The organism is Novosphingobium fuchskuhlense, from assembly GCF_001519075.1.
In the GTDB taxonomy this organism is placed as follows: Bacteria; Pseudomonadota; Alphaproteobacteria; order Sphingomonadales; family Sphingomonadaceae; genus Novosphingobium; species Novosphingobium fuchskuhlense.
The window spans coordinates 2,052,582-2,071,517 of the sequence record NZ_KQ954244.1; the positions used below are offsets into that span (position 1 = coordinate 2,052,582).

Annotated in this window: 18 protein-coding genes; 8 read left to right on the forward strand and 10 right to left on the reverse strand. The window is 65.7% G+C overall.

The features are described from left to right. Positions 1–4: 4 nt before the first annotated feature. A complete protein-coding gene (locus AQZ52_RS09600) occupies positions 5–1,018 on the reverse strand; it encodes a fatty acid desaturase (RefSeq protein ID WP_156424837.1) in 1,014 nt (337 codons plus the stop codon). A gap of 106 nt (positions 1,019–1,124) precedes the next feature. Between AQZ52_RS09600 and AQZ52_RS09605 the strand changes: the two genes are divergently transcribed. The 3 genes from AQZ52_RS09605 (at position 1,125) to AQZ52_RS09615 (ending at position 4,617) form a co-directional block, all read left to right on the forward strand. Next, positions 1,125–2,816, forward strand: a complete 1,692-nt coding sequence (locus AQZ52_RS09605; protein ID WP_067909825.1) for a M20/M25/M40 family metallo-hydrolase — start codon at positions 1,125–1,127, stop codon at positions 2,814–2,816. Positions 2,817–2,881: 65 nt separating this feature from the next. Beyond that, entirely contained in the window at positions 2,882–4,165 is a 1,284-nt protein-coding gene (locus AQZ52_RS09610) for a flavin-dependent oxidoreductase (protein WP_067908969.1), read from the forward strand. After that, a complete protein-coding gene (locus AQZ52_RS09615; RefSeq protein WP_067908972.1) occupies positions 4,162–4,617 on the forward strand; it encodes a DUF3237 domain-containing protein in 456 nt (151 codons plus the stop codon). The genes AQZ52_RS09610 and AQZ52_RS09615 overlap by 4 nt, the downstream gene beginning before the upstream one ends. A 13-nt stretch (positions 4,618–4,630) precedes the next feature. Here the strand turns inward: AQZ52_RS09615 and AQZ52_RS09620 are convergent, their stop codons facing one another. The 4 genes from AQZ52_RS09620 to AQZ52_RS09635 form a co-directional block, all read right to left on the reverse strand. Next, positions 4,631–5,038, reverse strand: a complete 408-nt coding sequence (locus tag AQZ52_RS09620; protein WP_067908975.1) for a hypothetical protein — start codon at positions 5,036–5,038, stop codon at positions 4,631–4,633. Positions 5,039–5,174: 136 nt separating this feature from the next. Further along, positions 5,175–7,187, reverse strand: a complete 2,013-nt coding sequence (rpoD, locus tag AQZ52_RS09625; protein WP_067908978.1) for an RNA polymerase sigma factor RpoD — start codon at positions 7,185–7,187, stop codon at positions 5,175–5,177. Positions 7,188–7,233: 46 nt separating this feature from the next. Further along, entirely contained in the window at positions 7,234–9,108 is a 1,875-nt protein-coding gene (gene dnaG / locus AQZ52_RS09630; RefSeq protein ID WP_067908981.1) for a DNA primase, read from the reverse strand. A 7-nt stretch (positions 9,109–9,115) separates the two neighbouring features. Further along, positions 9,116–9,568, reverse strand: a complete 453-nt coding sequence (locus tag AQZ52_RS09635) for a GatB/YqeY domain-containing protein (protein ID WP_067908984.1) — start codon at positions 9,566–9,568, stop codon at positions 9,116–9,118. 161 nt (positions 9,569–9,729) lie between these two features. On the opposite strand from AQZ52_RS09635, the gene carA reads away from it, so the two are divergent. The 4 genes from carA (at position 9,730) to greA (ending at position 15,206) form a co-directional block, all read left to right on the forward strand. Next, positions 9,730–10,899: a glutamine-hydrolyzing carbamoyl-phosphate synthase small subunit gene (gene carA / locus AQZ52_RS09640; protein ID WP_067908987.1), complete on the forward strand. Its 1,170-nt coding sequence runs from the start codon at positions 9,730–9,732 to the stop codon at positions 10,897–10,899. After that, positions 10,896–11,258: a hypothetical protein gene (locus AQZ52_RS09645; RefSeq protein WP_067908990.1), complete on the forward strand. Its 363-nt coding sequence runs from the start codon at positions 10,896–10,898 to the stop codon at positions 11,256–11,258. The genes carA and AQZ52_RS09645 overlap by 4 nt, the downstream gene beginning before the upstream one ends. Next, a complete protein-coding gene (gene carB, locus AQZ52_RS09650) occupies positions 11,258–14,617 on the forward strand; it encodes a carbamoyl-phosphate synthase large subunit (RefSeq protein ID WP_067908993.1) in 3,360 nt (1,119 codons plus the stop codon). The genes AQZ52_RS09645 and carB overlap by 1 nt, the downstream gene beginning before the upstream one ends. Positions 14,618–14,729: 112 nt before the next feature. Continuing rightward, positions 14,730–15,206: a transcription elongation factor GreA gene (gene greA / locus AQZ52_RS09655; protein ID WP_067908996.1), complete on the forward strand. Its 477-nt coding sequence runs from the start codon at positions 14,730–14,732 to the stop codon at positions 15,204–15,206. Between the two features lie 74 nt (positions 15,207–15,280). Here the strand turns inward: greA and AQZ52_RS09660 are convergent, their stop codons facing one another. From AQZ52_RS09660 to AQZ52_RS09680, 5 genes are all read right to left on the reverse strand, one after another. Continuing rightward, the gene (locus AQZ52_RS09660; protein ID WP_067909001.1) at positions 15,281–15,505 is read right to left on the reverse strand and encodes a DUF4170 domain-containing protein; all 225 of its coding nucleotides are present in this window, start codon (positions 15,503–15,505) and stop codon (positions 15,281–15,283) included. A gap of 89 nt (positions 15,506–15,594) precedes the next feature. After that, on the reverse strand, positions 15,595–16,062 hold the full coding sequence (locus tag AQZ52_RS09665; RefSeq protein ID WP_067909004.1) for a hypothetical protein: 468 nt from the start codon (positions 16,060–16,062) through the stop codon (positions 15,595–15,597). After that, complete coding sequence (locus tag AQZ52_RS09670) at positions 16,059–16,364, reverse strand: hypothetical protein (RefSeq protein ID WP_067909007.1); 306 nt, start codon at positions 16,362–16,364, stop codon at positions 16,059–16,061. The genes AQZ52_RS09665 and AQZ52_RS09670 overlap by 4 nt, the downstream gene beginning before the upstream one ends. Further along, complete coding sequence (locus tag AQZ52_RS09675; RefSeq protein ID WP_067909009.1) at positions 16,361–16,744, reverse strand: phage holin family protein; 384 nt, start codon at positions 16,742–16,744, stop codon at positions 16,361–16,363. The genes AQZ52_RS09670 and AQZ52_RS09675 overlap by 4 nt, the downstream gene beginning before the upstream one ends. A 9-nt stretch (positions 16,745–16,753) precedes the next feature. Next, positions 16,754–17,425 (reverse strand): hypothetical protein, encoded by a 672-nt coding sequence (locus AQZ52_RS09680; protein ID WP_067909012.1) that lies wholly within the window; start codon positions 17,423–17,425, stop codon positions 16,754–16,756. A gap of 224 nt (positions 17,426–17,649) precedes the next feature. Between AQZ52_RS09680 and eno the strand changes: the two genes are divergently transcribed. After that, on the forward strand, positions 17,650–18,933 hold the full coding sequence (eno, locus tag AQZ52_RS09685) for a phosphopyruvate hydratase (protein ID WP_067909015.1): 1,284 nt from the start codon (positions 17,650–17,652) through the stop codon (positions 18,931–18,933). The last annotated feature ends 3 nt before the right edge of the window (positions 18,934–18,936 follow it).

Genomic DNA, 18,936 nt, shown 5'->3' on the forward strand with positions numbered 1-18,936 from the left:
CCTCTCACTTGCGGTTGTAGAGCGCTCGGAAGGCGGCGCCATATGTGGTGCGGCGGGCGTCCATGGCGGGGCCCATGCCGACGCGTTCGAACACGTCTTCCAGCTCGTCGAAGCAGGTATACGACACGCTCGGCTCCCAGTGGTGGAGCAAGTGGCGATTGAACCCTGCAGCCCCGAACAGACGGGCAAAAGGGCCTTTGCCGAACATGCGGGTATAGGCACCGTGATCGACCTCGCGGTAGTCGACCCGTCCGCGCGCCTCGAGCGAGCGATGTTCGAGGAGCTGGCGTAGCGCGCCGAGGAAGGGAAACACCACTCCGACGCCGACCACCCAGGCGAGCGTGGCAGCCGGGCCGCCGACAGGGCCGCCGGCCAGGAACAACGCGGCAAGTATGGCGAGATGCGCGGCAATGCCGCCAACGAGGACGAGCCTGTCGCGCGACACGCCTTCGCTGGCGGTCTTCGCCTTGGGTGCGGTCAGGCGGCTGCGCGCGGCAAGCACTTCGACCACGCGCCAGCCAGTGAGGGCCTTGACGATGAAGGCAAGGTCGAGCGGACGGAAATAGGTGTTCTCGGCATCCTGCGTTGTGCCGAAGGCGCGGTGATGCTCGAAGTGCACCTTGCGGTACTTGCGCACGCTGGTGCCGATCATCCAGCCGACGAAGAGGTCGCAGACAAGGTCGCTGGTCTTGCGGTCTTTCGCGAGATTGGCGTGCGCGCCCTCGTGGATGAAGAGCTGCACATAGGCGATCCAGAAGCCGATGCTGGCCGCGCCGAAGATGACACCCGCGGCCATGCCGAGGAGCCCCTGATGGACGAACCAGACCGTGCTCGCGCAGGACCACAGCAGTCCGAGATAGCCGAGCGCGATATCCCGCCGGACCGCGCCGAAATCGGGCTTCAGATCCTTGAGCAGTGCCGTGAACGAGGTGCCCTCGGCATCGCGCAGTTCGCCGCGGATCGCCGCGAAGGTGGCGGAATGATCCTCGTGCGGGGTGAACTCGTGGGAAATGAACAAGGTGCCGCTCCGGCGCTACTGGGTCTTGCGGATATTTCGTAATCAGGCTTGGTTAACAAAGTCTCATCGCCGGGATCGGACAAGGGTGCGAGAGATGGAGGGGAAGATGAGCAGGCGGCTGTTTCTGGTGGCGGTGCTGGTGCTGGGGACGGTGCTGGGGATCCGGGCGACGACGCCGCCCGCGCCGATGGGGGCCGATGCGCCGCCGCAAGTCTTTGCGGCAGGGCGAGCCATGGCCGACGTGCGCACGATTGCCGCGCGGCCACACCTCGCCGCATCGCCGGAAAACGCAGCCGTACGCGCGCACATCGCGCGTCGGATGGCAGCCATGGGTATGGAGGTGCACGAAACGCCGTTCACCGCACCGCCGGCAAGCGCGGCACGGCTGGTTTGGTGGAGCGGGAAAAAGGACTTTGCGCCCACGCTGACCAACGTGATCGGCGTGCTGCCGGGCACGGACCGCAGCCTGCCAGCGGTCCTGCTGATGGCGCACCACGATACGGTTGGCGGATCGCCCGGCGCGGCGGACGATACCGCGGGCGTTGCGGCCCTGCTGGAAACGGTGCGGGCGTTAAAGGCCGGGGGGGCGCCGGCGCGTGATCTCATCGTGCTGATCACCGATGGCGAGGAACTGGGGCTCGACGGGGCGCATCACTTTTTCACGGCGGATCCTTTGCGCGCGCATGTCGGCGCGGTGATCAACGTCGAGGCGCGCGGGGGCGGGGGGCGGACGACGCTGTTCGAGACTTCGGCGGACAACGGCGCGGCCATTGCGCGGGCAGCGGGGGCTATCCAGCGGCCCGCGGGCTCAAGCCTCGCGGTCTATATCTACAAGGTGCTGCCCAACGACACCGATCTGACCGAGGCGCGCGACGGACCTTACACCGGCTACAACTTCGCCTTCATCGGACGCCCGTGGCTCTACCACTCGCCCAAGGCAACACCCGAAGCGCTCGATCAGGGCGCGCTGCAGGATATGGGCGCGCAAGTGCTCGATCTGACGCGCGCGCTGCTGCGGGCGGAGCCGCTGCCGGGCAAGGCGGCGGATGTGGTGTTCTTCGACGTGTTCGGCCTCGGCCTGCTGGTCTATCCGGTGTGGGTTGGGTGGCTGATGATCGCCTATGCGGCAGTGAGGCTCGTGCAGAGTGCGCGTCACGGCAGCGACGTGAAGACCTTGGCTGTTGGGGCAGGGCGGATGCTGGCGCTGATCGTGCTGGCCGGTCTGGTGCTCTGGGCCGTGAACCGGATCAGTCTCACACCGGACCAGGCCAACTATTACGACCGATTGGCGGCCATTCCGCGGCTGGAAGTGATGGCGCTGTGCGGCGGGCTGGCGGCCTTCCTGCTCACCGTGGGTACGCGCAAACCGATGCCTGCGGAAATGGCAGGCGCGGCGCTGCCCCTTTTCGTGCTGGGGCTGGTCCTTCAGGTGTTCGCACCGACGGCAGGATACATTGTCGTACTGCCCATGATGTTTACGGCAGAGGCGATTGCGGCGGTGCGCAAGGATGATGCGAAATCGCGGGTTGGGGCCATGATTTCGGGCGCGGTGATCCTGGGCTACATGCTTTCGCTCGGCCATCAGGTGATGCAGGGCGTTGGGCCGGGGTTGCCGGTGGCTGCCGTTTTGCCGCTGGCGATGGGAAGTCTTGCCGTGTTGCCGCTGTGGGAGGGGCTTCGCCCAAGGACAGCGCGGACTGCGGCGGCGGTGCTGCTGGTGATCGCAATCGGGACCGCGCTGACAGTACGGCTCGATCCGCTGGCCGATACGGTGCCGGTCTATAGCGCAGACAAGTGAGCGGCGTTGCAACGCGACCGCCGCGCCTGTAGCGGCGCTATGGAACATAACATTCGGAAAGTGCGATGGCCCAGAACGAGGTCTTGATTGCCGGCGGCGGGATCGGCGGGCTGGTGCTGGCGCTGACGTTGCACCAGATCGGCGTGCCCTGCACGGTGCTGGAAAGCGTGCGCGAGCTCAAACCGCTGGGGGTGGGGATCAACCTCCAGCCCAATGCGGTGCGCGAGCTGGAGGACCTTGGCATCGGCGAGGCGGAACTGGACGCTGTCGGCATTCCGGCGCGCGAGTGGGCGCTGGTGGGGCTGAACGGCAAGGACATCTATGCCGAGCCGCGCGGGAAGCTCGCCGGATATCGGTGGCACCAGTATGCGGTGCACCGGGGGCAGTTCCATATGCTGCTCTACCGGACGGTGCTGGAGCGGCTGGGGCCGGATGCGGTGCGGCTGGGATGCCGGGTTTCGGGCTATCGCAAGGACGCGGATGGCGGCGTGACGGCGCTGGTCGAGCGTGCGGACGGCGGGCGCGAAGAGCTTGTCGCCAAGCTTCTGATTGGCGCTGATGGCATCCATTCGGCGATCCGCGCGCAGATGCACCCCGCTCAGCCGCCGATTCATTGGGGCGGGACGATCATGTGGCGCGGCACGGCAAGGGCGCGTCCGATCCGCAGCGGGTCCTCGTTCGTGGGTCTGGGCACGAGCCGTCACCGCGTGGTGCTCTATCCGATCTCGCACCCGGATGCGGACGGCCTTGCCGATATCAACTGGATTGCCGAGCAGACCTTCGATGCGGACCACGACTGGTCGAAATCGGGCTGGTTCCGACCGGTGGCGCTGCCCGAATTTGCGCATGAGTTTGCGGGGTTCGTCTACGACTGGCTCGATCTGCCGGCGCTGCTGGCGGGATCGGACGTGGCCTACGAAAACCCGATGATCGACCGCGATCCGCTGCCGACATGGGCGGATGGGCCGGTGCTGCTGATCGGCGATGCGGCGCATCCGATGTATCCGACAGGCTCCAACGGCGCTTCGCAAGCGATCATCGATGCGCGGGTGCTGGGGCGGATCATGACGCGGCAGGGGGTGACCGCAGGGGCGCTCGCGGCATTCGATGCCGAATTGTGCGCCCCGATCAGCGCGGTGGCGATGCGCAACCGGGGGGCGGGTCCGTTCGGCCTGCTCAACATGGTCGACGAGCGCTGCGGCGGGCAGTTCGACGATATCGACGCGGTGATCTCGGCGGAGGAGCGCGCGGCCTTCATGCTGGCCTACCAGAAGGCGGCGGGCTTCGCGAAAGAGCAGCTCAACGCTGCGCCGCCGACGATCCCGGCTGGGGCGAGGGTGCTGGCATGAGCATCGCGCTGGAACACATCTGCGATCTGGTGGTCGAGCTTTCGCCGCCGCACGAAATGGGCGAAGCGCTTGCGGGCACGCGGCGGATCATTCCGATTGTCGGCGGCACGGCGACGGGCGCGCGGATCAACGGCCGCATCCTGAACGTCGGCGCGGATTGGCAGACGGTGCAGGCGGGCGGCGTGGCGCAACTGGACGCGCGCTATGCCATTGAAACGGACGACGGCGCGGTGATCGAAGTGGTGAGCCAGGGCATCCGCCATGCTTCCCCGGAAGTGGCCGCGCGGATCGTGGCAGGGGAAGTGGTGCCGCCTTCGGAATACTACATGCGCACCGCGATCCGGCTGGACAGCGGGCATCCCGACTACGCGTGGGTGGCGCGCTCGATCTATGTCGCCGATGGCGGCAAGGTGGGGAATACGGTGCGGCTGGCGGTTTATCGGGTGGGGTGAGGGGGGCGTAAAGTCACACAAGCTCAACTGCGGGGCCGTTAGGCTTCTGACCAGAGAGCTTGGCATATCGCCAATTGGTTTGAAGTGCCAAACTTTCCACACAAAGCTGATAATCGAGAAAATGCAGACTAGCGGCTGAATGCTCCCTCCCGTAGTAATACCACTCCCATCGGACCCTGGTGGCGAACCAAATCGAAAAAACACCCTCTGAAAATCTGCCCTGCTCGGGGGAATAGACTGTGAGCGTTTCACCCTCATTGAACATGAGAATGAGCCTGTCTACGTCAGCCTCCGCCCCGACAATAAAGTGAATATTGTCGTGGGGCCGTCCAAACCATTCGCCCCAAATCCGCAAAGTGCCGCTCTTCATAAGAGGCAACTGGCTGGAAATAAGCTGGGCATAATCTTGTGAGATGGTCATCTCGTCGTTCTGTTTGATTGCGCAGTGAGTTTCAACCGGCGTCTGCGCTATTCGCTCAGCAGGTTTAACGGATGACTCCAAACGAAAAGGGCCCCGCCGCAGCGGAGCCCTTGTTGTTCCGGCTTGATGGCCAGCCTTACTGATCCAGGAACGAGCGCATTTTCCGTGACCGGCTCGGGTGCTTCAGCTTCCTCAGCGCCTTGGCTTCGATCTGGCGGATGCGTTCGCGGGTGACCGAGAACTGCTGGCCGACTTCTTCCAGCGTATGATCGGTGTTCATGCCGATGCCGAAGCGCATGCGCAGCACGCGTTCCTCGCGCGGGGTGAGGCTGGCGAGGACGCGGGTGACGGTTTCCTTGAGGTTGGCCTGAATGGCCGCGTCCACCGGGATCACCGCGTTCTTGTCCTCGATGAAATCGCCGAGGTGGCTGTCTTCCTCGTCGCCGATCGGCGTTTCGAGGGAGATCGGCTCCTTGGCGATCTTCATCACCTTGCGGACCTTTTCGAGCGGCATCGAAAGGCGCTCGGCCATTTCCTCCGGCGTCGGCTCGCGGCCCTGCTCGTGCAGGAACTGGCGGCTGGTGCGCACCAGCTTGTTGATCGTCTCGATCATGTGGACCGGGATGCGGATCGTGCGCGCCTGATCGGCGATCGAGCGGGTGATCGCCTGCCGGATCCACCACGTGGCGTAGGTGCTGAACTTGTAGCCGCGGCGGTACTCGAACTTGTCGACCGCCTTCATCAGGCCGATGTTGCCCTCCTGAATGAGATCCAGGAACTGCAGGCCGCGGTTGGTGTACTTCTTGGCGATCGAGATCACGAGGCGCAGGTTGGCCTCGACCATTTCCTTCTTGGCGATGCGCGCCTCGCGCTCGCCCTTCTGGACCATGTTCACGATGCGGCGGAACTCGCCCAGCGACATGCCGGTGGCGGCCGCGATATCGGCGATCTCGGCGCGGATGCGCTCGACCGGTTCGGCCTCGTTGGTGGCGAAGGCGGCCCACTTCTTGTCGCGGTTCGCGAGCGTCTGCAGCCAGCCTTCATCGAGCTCGCGCCCGACGTAGTGATCGAGGAAGTCCTTGCGCGGCACCTTGTGGCGCTCGGCCAGGCGCAGCATCTGGCCGCCCAGCGTCGTCAGGCGGCGGTTGAAGGCGTAGAGGTTGTCGACCAGATATTCGATCTTGGTCGCGTGGAACTGCACGCTTTCGACCTGCGCGGTGAGATCCTCGCGCAGCTGCTGGTACTGCTGTTCCTTGGCGGCGGGGAAATCGTTGCCGGCGCCGAGCGCGTTCAGACGCTCGGCCTGCACCTTTTCAAAGGTGCGGAACAGGCTGGTGATGTGGGCGAACTTCTCGAGCGCTTCCGGCTTGAGCTGCGCTTCCATCTGCGCGAGGCTGAGGGTGTTGTCCTCTTCCTCTTCCTCGGCCGGGCGCTTGGCGCGGCGTTCGGTGAGCTCGTCGTCCTCGTCCTCGGCGGCCTCTTCTTCCTCGACGTCCTCTTCTTCCTTGAAGGACGGGCCAGCGGTAGCCTCGCTGATTTCACCGTCACCGGCTTCCTCGCCGTCTTCGGAGAGGTTTTCCGGCTGCGGTTCCTTCGAGAGCATCGCGTCGAGATCGAGGATCTCGCGCAGCTGCATCTCGCCGGCGTTGAGTGCCTCGGACCACTGGATGATGGCGTGGAAGGTGATCGGGCTCTCGCAAAGGCCCAGGATCATGGTGTCGCGGCCGGCCTCGATGCGCTTGGCGATGGCGATTTCGCCCTCGCGGCTGAGCAGTTCGACCGCGCCCATTTCGCGCAAGTACATGCGCACCGGATCATCGGTGCGTTCGACCGTTTCCTTCCGCTTGGAAACAAGGTCAGGGCGTTCGTCGACCGGATCCTGATCCTCGACTTCCTCGTCACTGCTCTTGTCCTCGGGATCGACGGCGTCCTCGTCGCTCTCGACGATGTTGACGCCCATCTCCGAGATCGCGGCCATGATGTCCTCGATCTGGTCGGCGGACATCTGGTCCTGCGGCAGCGCCTCGTTGAGTTCGTCCACCGTGATGATGCCACGCCGCTTGGCGCGGGCAATCAGCTTGCGGATGGAAGCATCGTTGAGATCGATCAGCGGTGCATCGCCGGTGTCAGTCGTGTCGGTGGAAGCCATCTATTCCCGGTACCATCTCTCTGCGCCAAGGGTAACCCAGACAAGGCTAGCCCAATCCCGCGCGGGTGCGGCCCATTTGCCCCAACCGGGCCAGCAGCGCCAGCCTTCGTTGCAGCAAACGTTGCTGTTCAGCGAATGTTTGGTCGGAAAACTCCGCCTCATGCCGGCGCGTGGCCTCGGCCAGCGCAGCTTCGACGGCCGGCAGCCCGGTAAGCAGGTCCACCGCTTCGGCGAGTTCCTCCGCCGCATCGGGTGCCTTGCCATCCAGAAAACCGAATCGCATTCCGGCGTAGTCGTCCGCCGTCGGTGCCCTGAGGCCCCGCTTTGCCAATATGGGAAGAACGTCGGTGCTTTCAAGCGGCTGCGTGGCAGGGCCGGCACCGCTCTGGACCATATCGATGAGGGCATCGAGCAGGGCGGCAAGGGCGGGATCGGACACTTCGAGCCGGGCGAGCGTTTCGGCATGGCGCGCGATCTGCTGCGGCTGCCGGATGAGGCCGGCGAGGACGGCGGCGAGGAGCGGCCGGCCTTCGCCCACGGCCTGCATCCGCGCGGTAACGGCGGCAGAAAGCGGAGGCGGGGCGGGCTGCCATGGGCCCTTGCGGCCGGGGGCTGACCCGCGCGGTGCAGGCTGGAACGCTGGGCGCTCACGCTGCGGGTAGGCGAGTTCGCCGAACCGGTCGAGCAGTTCACGGCGATAGAGGCCCTTTATGTCGCCATCGCCGATCGTCTCGACATGGGCCATGAGGCGGGCCTTGAGACCGGCCTTGTCCTCGGGGGTCGCCACGGGGGCTGCGGCGCGCTCGATATCCCACAGCACATCGACCATCGGGCGCGCGGCCGACAGCACGGCTTCCATTGCAGCGGTGCCTTGCTGCTTGATGAGGTCGTCGGGATCGAGCCCGGCGGGAAGCACGGCGATGCGCAGCGAATGGCCGGGGCGCAGCAGTGGCAGCGCGCGGACAATGGCGCGCGTGGCGGCGCGCTGGCCGGCGGCGTCGCCATCGAAGCACAGCACCGGTGTCTCCACCATGCGCCAGAGCCGCTCGATCTGGTCTTCGGTAAGCGCGGTGCCGAGCGGTGCCACCGCCTCGCCAATCCCGGCGGCGGCGAGGGCGACGACGTCCATATAGCCTTCGACCACGACGACCCGGCCCGACTGGCGCGAGGCGGGGGAGGCGCGGTGGAGGTTGTAGACCGTGCGGCCCTTGTCAAACAGCGGGGTATCGGGCGAGTTCAGATACTTGGGCGCGTCCGTCTTGGTCTTGTCGAGGATGCGCCCGCCGAACGCGATGACCCGTCCGCGCGGATCGCAGATGGGGAGCATGAGGCGTCCGCGGAACCGGTCGTAGGGATCGCGGCCTTCGACGACGATGCGCAGGCCTGCCTCGATCAGCATGGCATCGGGGAACTGGGCGAGCGCCTCCTTCAGCGCGGTGCGGCTGTCCGGCGCGTAGCCGAAGCCGAATTCCTTGACGACATGGGCCGGAAATCCGCGCGAGGCGAGGTAGGCGCGGGCCTGCGCGCCCTGATCCTCGGCGAGGCTTTTCACGAAGAACGCCTGCGCTGCCGCCATGACGTCATGCAGGGACTTGGCTTCCTCGGCGCGCCTTGCTGCCCGCGGATCGGGCGCGGGGACTTCCATCCCCGCGCTGGCGGCGAGTTCCTTCACCGCATCGAGGAACGGGAGGCCCTGATGGTCGGTCATCCAGCGGATGGCATCGCCATGCGCGCCGCAGCCGAAGCAGTGGTAGAAGCCCTTCTCGTCGTTGATCGTGAAGCTGGGTGTCTTCTCGTTGTGGAACGGGCAGCAGGCCTTGAACTCGCGCCCCGCCTTCTGGACGCGCACGCTGCGCCCGATCAGCGCCGAGAGCGAAACGCGGGCGCGCAGTTCATCGAGCCATTGGGGGGTGAGGCTCACCGGGGTTTCAGCTGAGCGCCGCCTTCACCAGGCCACTCGCCTTGCTCATGTCGAGCTGGCTGCCGTGGCGGGCCTTGAGTGCGGCGACCACCTTGCCCATGTCCTTCATCGAGGTGGCGCCGAGTTCGGACTTGATCGCCTCGATCGCGGCCTTCACTTCGTCTTCGCCGAGCTGCTGCGGGAGGAACTCCTCGATCACGACGAGTTCGGCCTGCTCGATATCGGCGAGCTCCTGGCGGCCGCCTTCCAGATAGAGCGTGATCGATTCGCGGCGCTGTTTGGCCATTTTCTGCAGGACATCTACCACCAGAACATCATCATCTGGTACGGCCGAAGCGGTGCGCAGCTCGATGTCCTTGTCCTTGAGCTTGGCAAGGATGAGGCGGACGGCGGCGAGGCGGGCCTTGTCGCCGGATTTCATGGCGCTGATCTGGGCGGCCTTGATCGTATCGCGGATCATGGGATTCGTATTCCTGTGGATGGAGCGCCCGCATGCGGGGCGAAAGGCTGTCACTTAGGCGAAACTTTCTGCCTTCGCTAGGTTGACGGCAAGGGGCGAGGGGCCTAGCGACCGAGCCTTAGCGACATCGCCAGACCCTTGCCAACGGAGCGCCCCAAATCATGGCCGACCCCGCCCACACCCATGCGCCAAAACCGGCCGGCGCGACCGGCGTTCTCGTTTTTGCGGACGGCTCCGTGGCATGGGGACGCGGTTTCGGCGCGGCGGGCAAGGCGGTGGGCGAGGTGTGCTTCAACACCGCGATGACGGGCTATCAGGAAGTGCTGACTGACCCCTCCTATGCCGGTCAGGTCGTAACCTTCACGTTCCCGCATATCGGCAACGTGGGCACGAACCCCGAGGACATGGAAAGCCACGACGTGCCCGGCGCCATCGGCCTTGTCGTGCGCGAGGATGTGACCGACCCGGCAAATTTCCGCAGCACCGAGCCGCTGCAGGCCTGGCTCGCAGCGCGCGGCAAGATCGGCCTTTCCGGCATCGATACCCGCGCGTTGACGCGGCGGATCCGCGTCTCCGGCGCGCCCAATGCGGTGATCGCGCACGATCCCGATGGCAATTTCGACATTCCGGCGCTGCTGGCCGAGGCGCAGGCCTGGCCCGGCCTTGAAGGCATGGACCTCGCCCGCGTGGTGAGCCGCGACGAGCAGGGCGAGTGGGAAGGCGGCGTCTGGCGGCTGGGGCAGGGCTATGCCCGCTCGCCGCACGATCCGCGCCCGCATGTGGTGGCGATCGACTATGGCGCGAAGGACAACATCTTCCGCAATCTGGTACGCGCCGGGGCGCAAGTGACGGTGGTTCCCGCCGAGACTTCGCTGGAGACGGTGCTGGCGCTCAAGCCCGCGGGCGTGTTCCTCTCGAACGGGCCGGGCGATCCCGCGGCGACGGGCGTCTATGCCGTGCCGGTGATCCAGGGCCTGCTGGAGCGCGACATTCCGGTCTTCGGCATCTGCCTCGGCCACCAGATGCTAGGCCTCGCGGCGGGCGCGAAGACGATCAAGATGCACCAGGGCCATCGCGGCGCGAACCATCCGGTGAAGCGCCATGCCGACGGCGTGGTCGAGATCACTTCGATGAACCACGGCTTTGCGGTGGACAACTCGGCGCTGCCCGAGGGCGTGGAGGAGACGCATGTCTCGCTGTTCGATGGCTCGAACTGCGGGATTTCGGTTGTCGGCAAGAAGGCCTTCGGGGTGCAGTATCACCCTGAGGCCAGCCCGGGGCCGCAGGACAGTTTCTATCTGTTCGAGAAGTTTGTGGGGATGCTGGGGTGAGTACAGCGCATTTCCTGATGGCCTTGGCCGGTCTGTTGGTTGCGCCAGAGTTTGCTTTCGCAAAGCCGGGGGTCGCCATTCAAACTCAGTCCGGCGATGCGATGCGACTGCTTGGCTATATAACCTTCGGGACGGCAGATGATATTGCCGCACTTGAAGCAAACCTCGGACCATTGTCATCGCTTGGTGTAAAAGCGGCGCGGCCCAAAACGCCGGACGGTCGTATCGAATTAATGATCCTCTTCACTGAGGGGACTGGACCCATAACCGCAGCGTTGGTTCGTCAGAAAATCACTGATGGGAAGCTGGGGCATTTTGAGTTCGAATCTATTCTCGCTCCTGAATCGGCGGTAAAGTAATGCCCAAACGCACTGACATCTCCTCGATCCTGATCATCGGCGCCGGGCCGATCATCATCGGCCAGGCTTGCGAGTTCGATTATTCGGGCACGCAGGCGGTGAAGGCGCTCAAGGAAGAGGGTTACCGGATCATCCTGGTCAACTCGAACCCCGCGACGATCATGACCGATCCGGACATGGCGCACGCGACCTATGTCGAGCCGATCACGCCCGAGGTCGTCGCCAGGATCATCGAGAAGGAGCGCCCCGATGCGGTGCTGCCGACGATGGGCGGGCAGACCGCGCTGAACACGGCGCTCGCGCTCGCGCGCGATGGGACGCTGGAGAAGTACGGCTGCGTGATGATCGGCGCGGACGCCGAGGCTATCGACAAGGCCGAGGATCGCATGAAGTTCCGCGATGCGATGGACAAGATCGGGCTGGAATCCGCCCGTTCCGGCATCGCACATACGGTGGAGGAAGCGCTCGCGGTGCTCGAGCGCACCGGGCTGCCCTCGATCATCCGGCCGAGCTTCACCATGGGCGGCACCGGCGGCGGGATCGCCTACAACAAGGATGAGTTCGTCAAGATCGTGCGCGGCGGGCTGGAAGCCTCGCCGACCACCGAAGTGCTGATCGAGGAATCGCTGCTCGGCTGGAAAGAGTACGAGATGGAAGTCGTGCGCGACAAGCACGACAACGCCATCATCATCTGCTCGATCGAGAACGTCGATCCGATGGGCGTCCACACCGGCGATTCCATTACCGTCGCCCCGGCGCTGACGCTGACCGACAAGGAATACCAGATCATGCGCAACGCATCGATCGCGGTCTTGCGGGAAATCGGCGTTGAAACAGGCGGTTCCAACGTGCAGTTCGCGGTCAATCCGAAGGACGGGCGGCTGATCGTGATCGAGATGAACCCGCGCGTCTCGCGTTCCTCGGCGCTGGCATCGAAGGCCACCGGCTTCCCGATCGCCAAGGTCGCGGCGAAGCTCGCCGTGGGCTACACGCTCGACGAGATCATGAACGACATCACGGGGGCGACCCCGGCGGCGTTCGAGCCGACGCTGGATTATGTGGTCACCAAGATCCCGCGCTTTGCCTTCGAGAAGTTCAAGGGCGCGGAGCCGCTGCTCGGAACCGCCATGAAGTCCGTCGGCGAAGTCATGGCGATCGGTCGCAATTTTCAGGAATCGATGCAGAAGGCGCTGCGCGGACTGGAAACGGGTCTCGATGGCTTCAACCGCGTGGTCGAGCTGGAAGGCGCGACGCGTGATCAGATCGTCGCCGCGCTGAGCCGGGCGACGCCGGAGCGGCTGCTGGTGATCGGGCAGGCCTTCCGCGAGGGCCTGAGCATCGAGGACGTGCAGGCGGTCACCAAGTACGAGCCGTGGTTCCTGCGCCAGATCGCGGCGATCATCGCCGAAGAAACGAAGATCACGGCGGAAGGCCTGCCCATCGATGCGGCGGGGCTGCGGCGTTTGAAGTCCATGGGCTTTTCGGACAAGCGGCTGGCGACGCTGGCGGTGCGTTCGGTCGGCGTGGCGGGTGGCATGGGCGAGACGCAGGCGCGCCGCTCCGGCCTGATCCACGACGTGCTGAACGCCATGGCGGGGGCGACGAGCGAGGAAGAAGTGCGCGCGCTGCGCCACAAGCTTGGCGTGCGCCCGGTGTTCAAGCGCATCGACAGCTGCGCGGCCGAGTTCGAGGCGGTGACGCCCTACATGTACTCGACCTATGAAAGCGGCCTGTTCGGCGAGCCCGAGAGCGAGGCCGCGCCGACCGACCGCAAGAAGATCGTGATCCTGGGCGGCGGGCCCAACCGCATCGGGCAGGGCATCGAGTTCGACTACTGCTGCTGCCATGCCTGCTTCGCGCTGGGTGAGACGGACCCCGCGAGCGGCGAGGCCGGTGCCGGGTTCGAGACGATCATGATCAACTGCAACCCCGAGACCGTCTCGACCGACTACGACACGTCGGACCGGCTCTATTTCGAGCCGCTGACCGCCGAGGACGTGCTGGAAGTGCTGGAGGCCGAGAAGGCCAACGGCACGCTGGTGGGTGTGATCGTGCAGTTCGGCGGGCAGACGCCGCTCAAGCTGGCGCAGGCGCTGGAGGATGCGGGCATTCCCATCCTCGGCACGTCGCCCGATGCGATCGATCTCGCTGAGGACCGCGAGCGGTTCAACCGTCTGGTCGAGAAGCTGGGCCTGCGCCAGCCGCTCGGCGGCATGGCGCGCAGCCGCGACGAAGCGGTCGCGGTGGCGGACCGCATCGGCTATCCGGTGCTGATCCGGCCGAGCTACGTGCTGGGCGGACGCGCGATGGAAATCGTCGACAGCCAGGCGCAGCTCGACGACTATATCGCAACCGCGGTGAAGGTCTCGGGCGACAGCCCGGTCCTGATCGACCAGTACTTGCGCGATGCGATCGAGTGCGACGTCGATGCGCTGGCCGATGGCGACGACGTCGTCGTGGCGGGCGTGATGCAGCATATTGAGGAAGCGGGCATCCATTCGGGCGACAGCGCCTGCACCTTGCCACCCTACAGTCTGCCGGCCGAGATCATTGCCGAGATGGAGCGGCAGGCGGTGCTGCTTGCCAAGGCACTGGGCGTGCGCGGCCTCATGAACATCCAGTTCGCGGTGAAGGACGGCGAGGTCTACCTCATCGAGGTGAACCCGCGCGCCAGCCGCACGGTGCCTTTCGTGGCGAAGGCCATCGGCCAGCCGATTGCCAAGTACGCCGCGCGGATCATGGCGGGCGAGAAGCTGCAGAATCTGCCTCCGATCAAGCGCGATGTGCCTTACATGGCGGTCAAGGAAGCGGTGTTCCCGTTCGCGCGCTTCCCCGGCGTCGATCCGGTGCTGTCGCCCGAGATGAAATCGACCGGCGAGGTCATGGGCATCGACAGCGGCTTCGCGATGGCCTTTGCCAAGGCGCAGCTGGGCGCAGGCATGGTGCTGCCGCAGACGGGTACGGTGTTTGTATCGGTCAAGGATGGCGACAAGCCTGTGATCCTGCCGGCGGTGCAGAAGCTCGTGGGGCAAGGCTTCCGCATCGTGGCGACGGGCGGGACGGCGACGTTCCTGACCGCGGCCGGCGTGAAGGTGGAACGGGTGAACAAGGTGGCGGAAGGGCGGCCGCACATCGTCGACCGGATCATCGACGGCGAGATCGCGCTGATCTTCAACACCACCGAAGGCTGGCAGAGCCACAAGGACTCGCAATCGATCCGCGGCTCGGCGCTCTATGGCAAGGTGCCCTACTTCACCACGGCGGCGGCTTCGGTCGCCGCTGCGGGGGCCATCGAGGCACTGCGCAGCGCCGAACTTGCGGTACGCTCGTTGCAGGATTACTATCAGCCTTCCACGTGATCCCCGTCATCGCGGCACTTTGAGCCCGGATCAGCCGCGAAGCTGACCGGGGAGGAACGGTTTTCCCCTGGCCCGGTTTGGCCAAGGGATTGAAAGACAAGAAGGACTAGGGATGGCAAGTGTTGAAAAGCTGCCGATGCTGGCCGAAGGCTACGAGAAGCTGATGGCCGAGCTGAAGGCGCTGCGCGAGGAACGCCCCCTGATCGTGGATGCGATCGAGGAAGCCCGCGCGCACGGCGATCTTTCCGAAAATGCCGAATATCATGCCGCCAAGGAGCGGCAGGGGCAGGTCGAGGCCACGATCAGCGACCTCGAGGACAAGCTCAGCCGCGCGCAGATCATCGATCCGACGACGCTTTCGGGCGACCGTATCGTGTTCGGCGCGACCGTCACGCTGCTCGACGATGCCGACAAGCCGGTGCGCTATCAGATCGTCGGCCAGGCCGAGGCGGACGCGAAGCGCGGGCGGATCAGCTACAACTCGCCGCTGGGCCGGGCGCTGATCGGCCGCCGCGTGGACGACGAGATCGAAGTGACGGTGCCTTCGGGCGACCGGTTCTACGTCGTCGAAAAGATCGAGTTCATCTGAGGCGGTTGCCCTTCAGGCAGGCCTGAGAGGAAAAAAGGCCGGGGTGTGATCCCCGGCCTTTTTCGTTGCGCGCCTCAGGCCGGTTTTTGCAGCTCCGGCTCGAGCAGGCGGTGGAGGTGGACCACAACGTAGCGCATTTCGGCATCGTCCACGGTGCGCTGGGCGCAGCTGCGCCAGGCTTCTTCGGCGCTGGCATAGTCGGGGTAGACGCCGACGAGATCGATCGCGTTGAGGTCGGTAAACTCGAGGTGCTGCGGGTCCTTGACCCGGCCGCCCATGACGAGGTGCAGTTTCTGCATGGCTGGCTTGTCCGTTTCCTTGGGGAGGAGCCAAGCCACTGGCAAAATGAACAGGGCGGCGCAAGCCCCGGCCACTACGGAAAGCGCTGTTAATCCGCCTTTTTGCCCGGCAGGTGGCGGGTTATGACGGGAGCAAGCGTGCGCAGCGCCTTGCCGGCCAGCGCCGGAAGGCGCGACGTGTCCGTCTTGGCAGGTGCTTCGGCCTTCGCTTCGGTTTCGGCTTCGGCTTCGGCTTCACCGGCAGGGGTGGCGGCCTTCTCGCCCGCGGCGCCCGCGGCATAAGCGGCGGCAAGTTCGAGGCCCATGGCCGCGAGATCGGCCGCGCGGCGGGGCAGGGACAGGCGGGCCAGCGTTCCCTTGCGGGTCGCCCGATCACCGGTAACGCCGCCGGAGACGCTTTTGCTGCTGCGGGACATCGCGCCGGCCACCAGCGCACCCAGCAGGATGCCGCCGGCAACCATGGCGACGGGATGTTCCTCCACGAACCCTTTCACCTTGCCCAGCGGATCGGTGGGGGCTTCGGGGGATTCGGGCGGCGGCGTTTCGCTATCGGTCATGCTGCGTCCTCGTCCGCTTCGGCTGCGGGGGCGAAGCGGTGTTTGATCAGGGTGATCAGGGGGCGGCGGAAGAACCATGCGGCGAGGAGTGCCAGCGTGCCGCCGATGACAGGAAGATTGTCCTTCGCGACCGCCTTGGCTTCGTCCACGGCGTCTATCACATGGTCCATTGCCGCGTTCTTGATACGCGTCGGGATGGGTTGTTCGGCAAGACCTTCCCGCAGCGCCTGCTTGCGGCCATTGAAGCGCGCCCAGGCCTCGGCGCGCCGGGTGCGGGCTTCCTGCAGCGCCTCCTCGCTCATGTCGCGTCACTCCGTCCCTTGAGCGCGCGGGTGACGGCGCGGACGCGGCCGAGGACGCCGAGCAGGCACAGGCCGGTGAGCGCGAGGAGGCCCAGGACAACAATCGCGAGCGCGCCCCACGGTCCGACCAGCGGTGCGAGCGCGAGCAGCAGGCCCATGACGAGCGCCATGAGCGCGAAGAACAGCAGCGCCAGCGCGAGCGCGGCAAGCGCGAGGATGCTCTTGGCGCGGCCCAGCACAAAGCCGGCGCGCGCTTTCTGGAATTCGAGTTCGGCCGTCAGCAGCGACTGGCCATCCTCGAGCAGCGCACGCGCGCCGCCGAGAAGGGTATCCTCCTCGGCCTCCGGGCCTTCTTCGGTCTGGACCTTGTTCTCGATCACGCGCTGGGGTCAGGCTTCCGTGGTGTCAGCGCTTTGTGCAGGCGCGGGCTTGCGGCGCAGGAAGCGCGAGAGGACGAACCCGGTGACGGCCGCGATCCCGAGCGCCTTGACCGGGCTCGTCTTCACGAAGGTCACGATGTCCTCGCCGATCTCGGGAATGTCCTTGGCCTCGAGGCTGGCAGCCGTCGACTGGAGGGTGTGCGCCGCGCCCCGGGCATAGTCGCCGTATTGGACGCCGAGTTTTTCGTCGATCACGCCGGCGTTGCTCTCGATCGTCTCGCCGATGGTGGAGAGCGCAGCGGTGGCCTTGCCTTTGCCCTGGCGAGCGAGATCAAGCGCGACGACCTTGGCCTGCTCGGCATATTCACTGGCCTTTTCGGTCACTTCGCTGGCGGTTGCGGTGACGGTTTCGGTCAGCGCGGCGGTGCGTTCGCGCGCTTCGCCGGTGAGGCTGGCGGCGCTGGCCTTGGCATCCTCGATGGCCTTGCCGAAACGGCTGGTGACGGCAACGGCGGCATCGGCCGCGGTTTCCTCGATCTGGGCGATTTCGGCCGGCACGGCCTCGGCGACCGCTTCGGCAGCCGTCTCGACGACCTTGAGGGCCGCTTTCTTGCGGGTCTTGGGCTTGCCCGTGGTCTCGGGGGCGGCTTCGGGAGCCGCGTTGTCGGGGGTATCGGCCATGGTGCGGGTCCTTTCGCGGAGGCGATTCTGACGTTGCATGCAGTTCTAGCCCAAATGCCGCAGGTGCGAAAGGCGCGCGGGGGGCTTTTGCCGCATCCAGGAGGCCACCGAGCCGGCCACCAGACCGATCACGCATAGCTAGGCGCACTTGTATCGCGGGCCCTGCGCCGATAGGGCCCGCTTGGAAGCCATCAAACGATAGACCACCAGACGAGGAAGCGATCATGACCGCGATCATCGACATTCACGCCCGCGAGATCCTCGACAGCCGGGGCAACCCGACCGTCGAAGTCGATGTGCTGCTGGAGGATGGCTCGTTCGGTCGCGCAGCGGTGCCCTCGGGCGCATCGACCGGCGCGCATGAGGCGGTCGAATTGCGCGACGGCGACAAGGGGCGTTTCCTCGGCAAGGGCGTGCTGCAGGCCGTCGGCGCGGTGAACGGCGAGATTGCAGGCGTTCTGGTCGACATGGACGCCGAGGATCAGCGCGACATCGATCAGGCGATGATCGCGCTCGACGGCACCGAGAACAAGGGCCGCCTCGGCGCCAACGCCATACTCGGCACCAGCCTTGCCGTGGCGAAGGCGGCGGCGGATGCGCGGGGCCTGCCGCTCTACAGCTATGTCGGCGGGGTTTCGGCGCACCTGCTGCCGGTGCCGATGATGAACATCATCAACGGCGGCGAACATGCCGACAACCCGATCGACTTCCAGGAATTCATGATCATGCCCGTCGGCGCGCCGACGCTCGCCGAAGCGGTGCGGTGGGGTGCGGAAGTGTTCCACACGCTGAAGAAGGCGCTGCACCAGAAGGGCCTCGCGACCGGCGTGGGCGATGAGGGCGGTTTTGCGCCGAACATTGCCAGCACGCGCGATGCGCTCGATTTCGTGATGGCCTCGATCGAGCAGGCCGGGTTCAAGCCGGGCACCGACATCGTGCTCGCGCTCGATTGCGCGGCGACCGAGTTTTTCAAGAATGGCAAGTACGAGATCAGCGGCGAGGGGCTCTCGCTTTCGCCGGAAGCCATGGCCGACTACCTTGCCGCGCTGACCGACGCCTATCCGATCCGCTCGATCGAGGACGGCATGAGCGAGGATGATTTCGAGGGCTGGGCGGCGCTGACGGGCAAGATCGGCAAAAAGGTGCAGCTGGTGGGCGACGATCTCTTCGTCACCAACCCCAAGCGCCTGACCATGGGCATCGCCAAGGGCCTTGCCAACTCGCTGCTGGTGAAAGTCAACCAGATCGGCACCCTGACCGAGACGCTGGAAGCGGTGAGCATCGCGCAGCGGAGTGGCTACACAGCGGTCATGTCGCACCGTTCGGGCGAGACCGAGGACGCGACGATTGCCGACCTCGCGGTTGCCACCAACTGCGGCCAGATCAAGACCGGCAGCCTCGCCCGTTCGGACCGGCTCGCCAAATACAACCAGCTCATCCGCATTGAGGAAGAGCTGGGCCAGTCGGCGCGCTATGCCGGTGTGGCGGCGTTCGGCCGTCTCGCCTGAAGC

Excerpts from the sequence above, each read along its gene's own strand:
- greA (WP_067908996.1), top strand. The coding sequence starts at position 14,730 with ATGGCAAGTGTTGAAAAGCTGCCGATGCTGGCCGAAGGCTACGAGAAG.
- carA (WP_067908987.1), top strand. The coding sequence starts at position 9,730 with ATGGCCGACCCCGCCCACACCCATGCGCCAAAACCGGCCGGCGCGACC.
- rpoD (WP_067908978.1), bottom strand. The coding sequence starts at position 7,187 with ATGGCTTCCACCGACACGACTGACACCGGCGATGCACCGCTGATCGAT.
- eno (WP_067909015.1), top strand. The coding sequence starts at position 17,650 with ATGACCGCGATCATCGACATTCACGCCCGCGAGATCCTCGACAGCCGG.
- AQZ52_RS09670 (WP_067909007.1), bottom strand. The coding sequence starts at position 16,364 with ATGAGCGAGGAGGCGCTGCAGGAAGCCCGCACCCGGCGCGCCGAGGCC.
- AQZ52_RS09665 (WP_067909004.1), bottom strand. The coding sequence starts at position 16,062 with ATGACCGATAGCGAAACGCCGCCGCCCGAATCCCCCGAAGCCCCCACC.
- AQZ52_RS09605 (WP_067909825.1), top strand. The coding sequence starts at position 1,125 with ATGAGCAGGCGGCTGTTTCTGGTGGCGGTGCTGGTGCTGGGGACGGTG.
- AQZ52_RS09680 (WP_067909012.1), bottom strand. The coding sequence starts at position 17,425 with ATGGCCGATACCCCCGACAACGCGGCTCCCGAAGCCGCCCCCGAGACC.
- AQZ52_RS09620 (WP_067908975.1), bottom strand. The coding sequence starts at position 5,038 with ATGACCATCTCACAAGATTATGCCCAGCTTATTTCCAGCCAGTTGCCT.
- AQZ52_RS09660 (WP_067909001.1), bottom strand. The coding sequence starts at position 15,505 with ATGCAGAAACTGCACCTCGTCATGGGCGGCCGGGTCAAGGACCCGCAG.
- carB (WP_067908993.1), top strand. The coding sequence starts at position 11,258 with ATGCCCAAACGCACTGACATCTCCTCGATCCTGATCATCGGCGCCGGG.
- AQZ52_RS09635 (WP_067908984.1), bottom strand. The coding sequence starts at position 9,568 with ATGATCCGCGATACGATCAAGGCCGCCCAGATCAGCGCCATGAAATCC.
- AQZ52_RS09615 (WP_067908972.1), top strand. The coding sequence starts at position 4,162 with ATGAGCATCGCGCTGGAACACATCTGCGATCTGGTGGTCGAGCTTTCG.
- AQZ52_RS09610 (WP_067908969.1), top strand. The coding sequence starts at position 2,882 with ATGGCCCAGAACGAGGTCTTGATTGCCGGCGGCGGGATCGGCGGGCTG.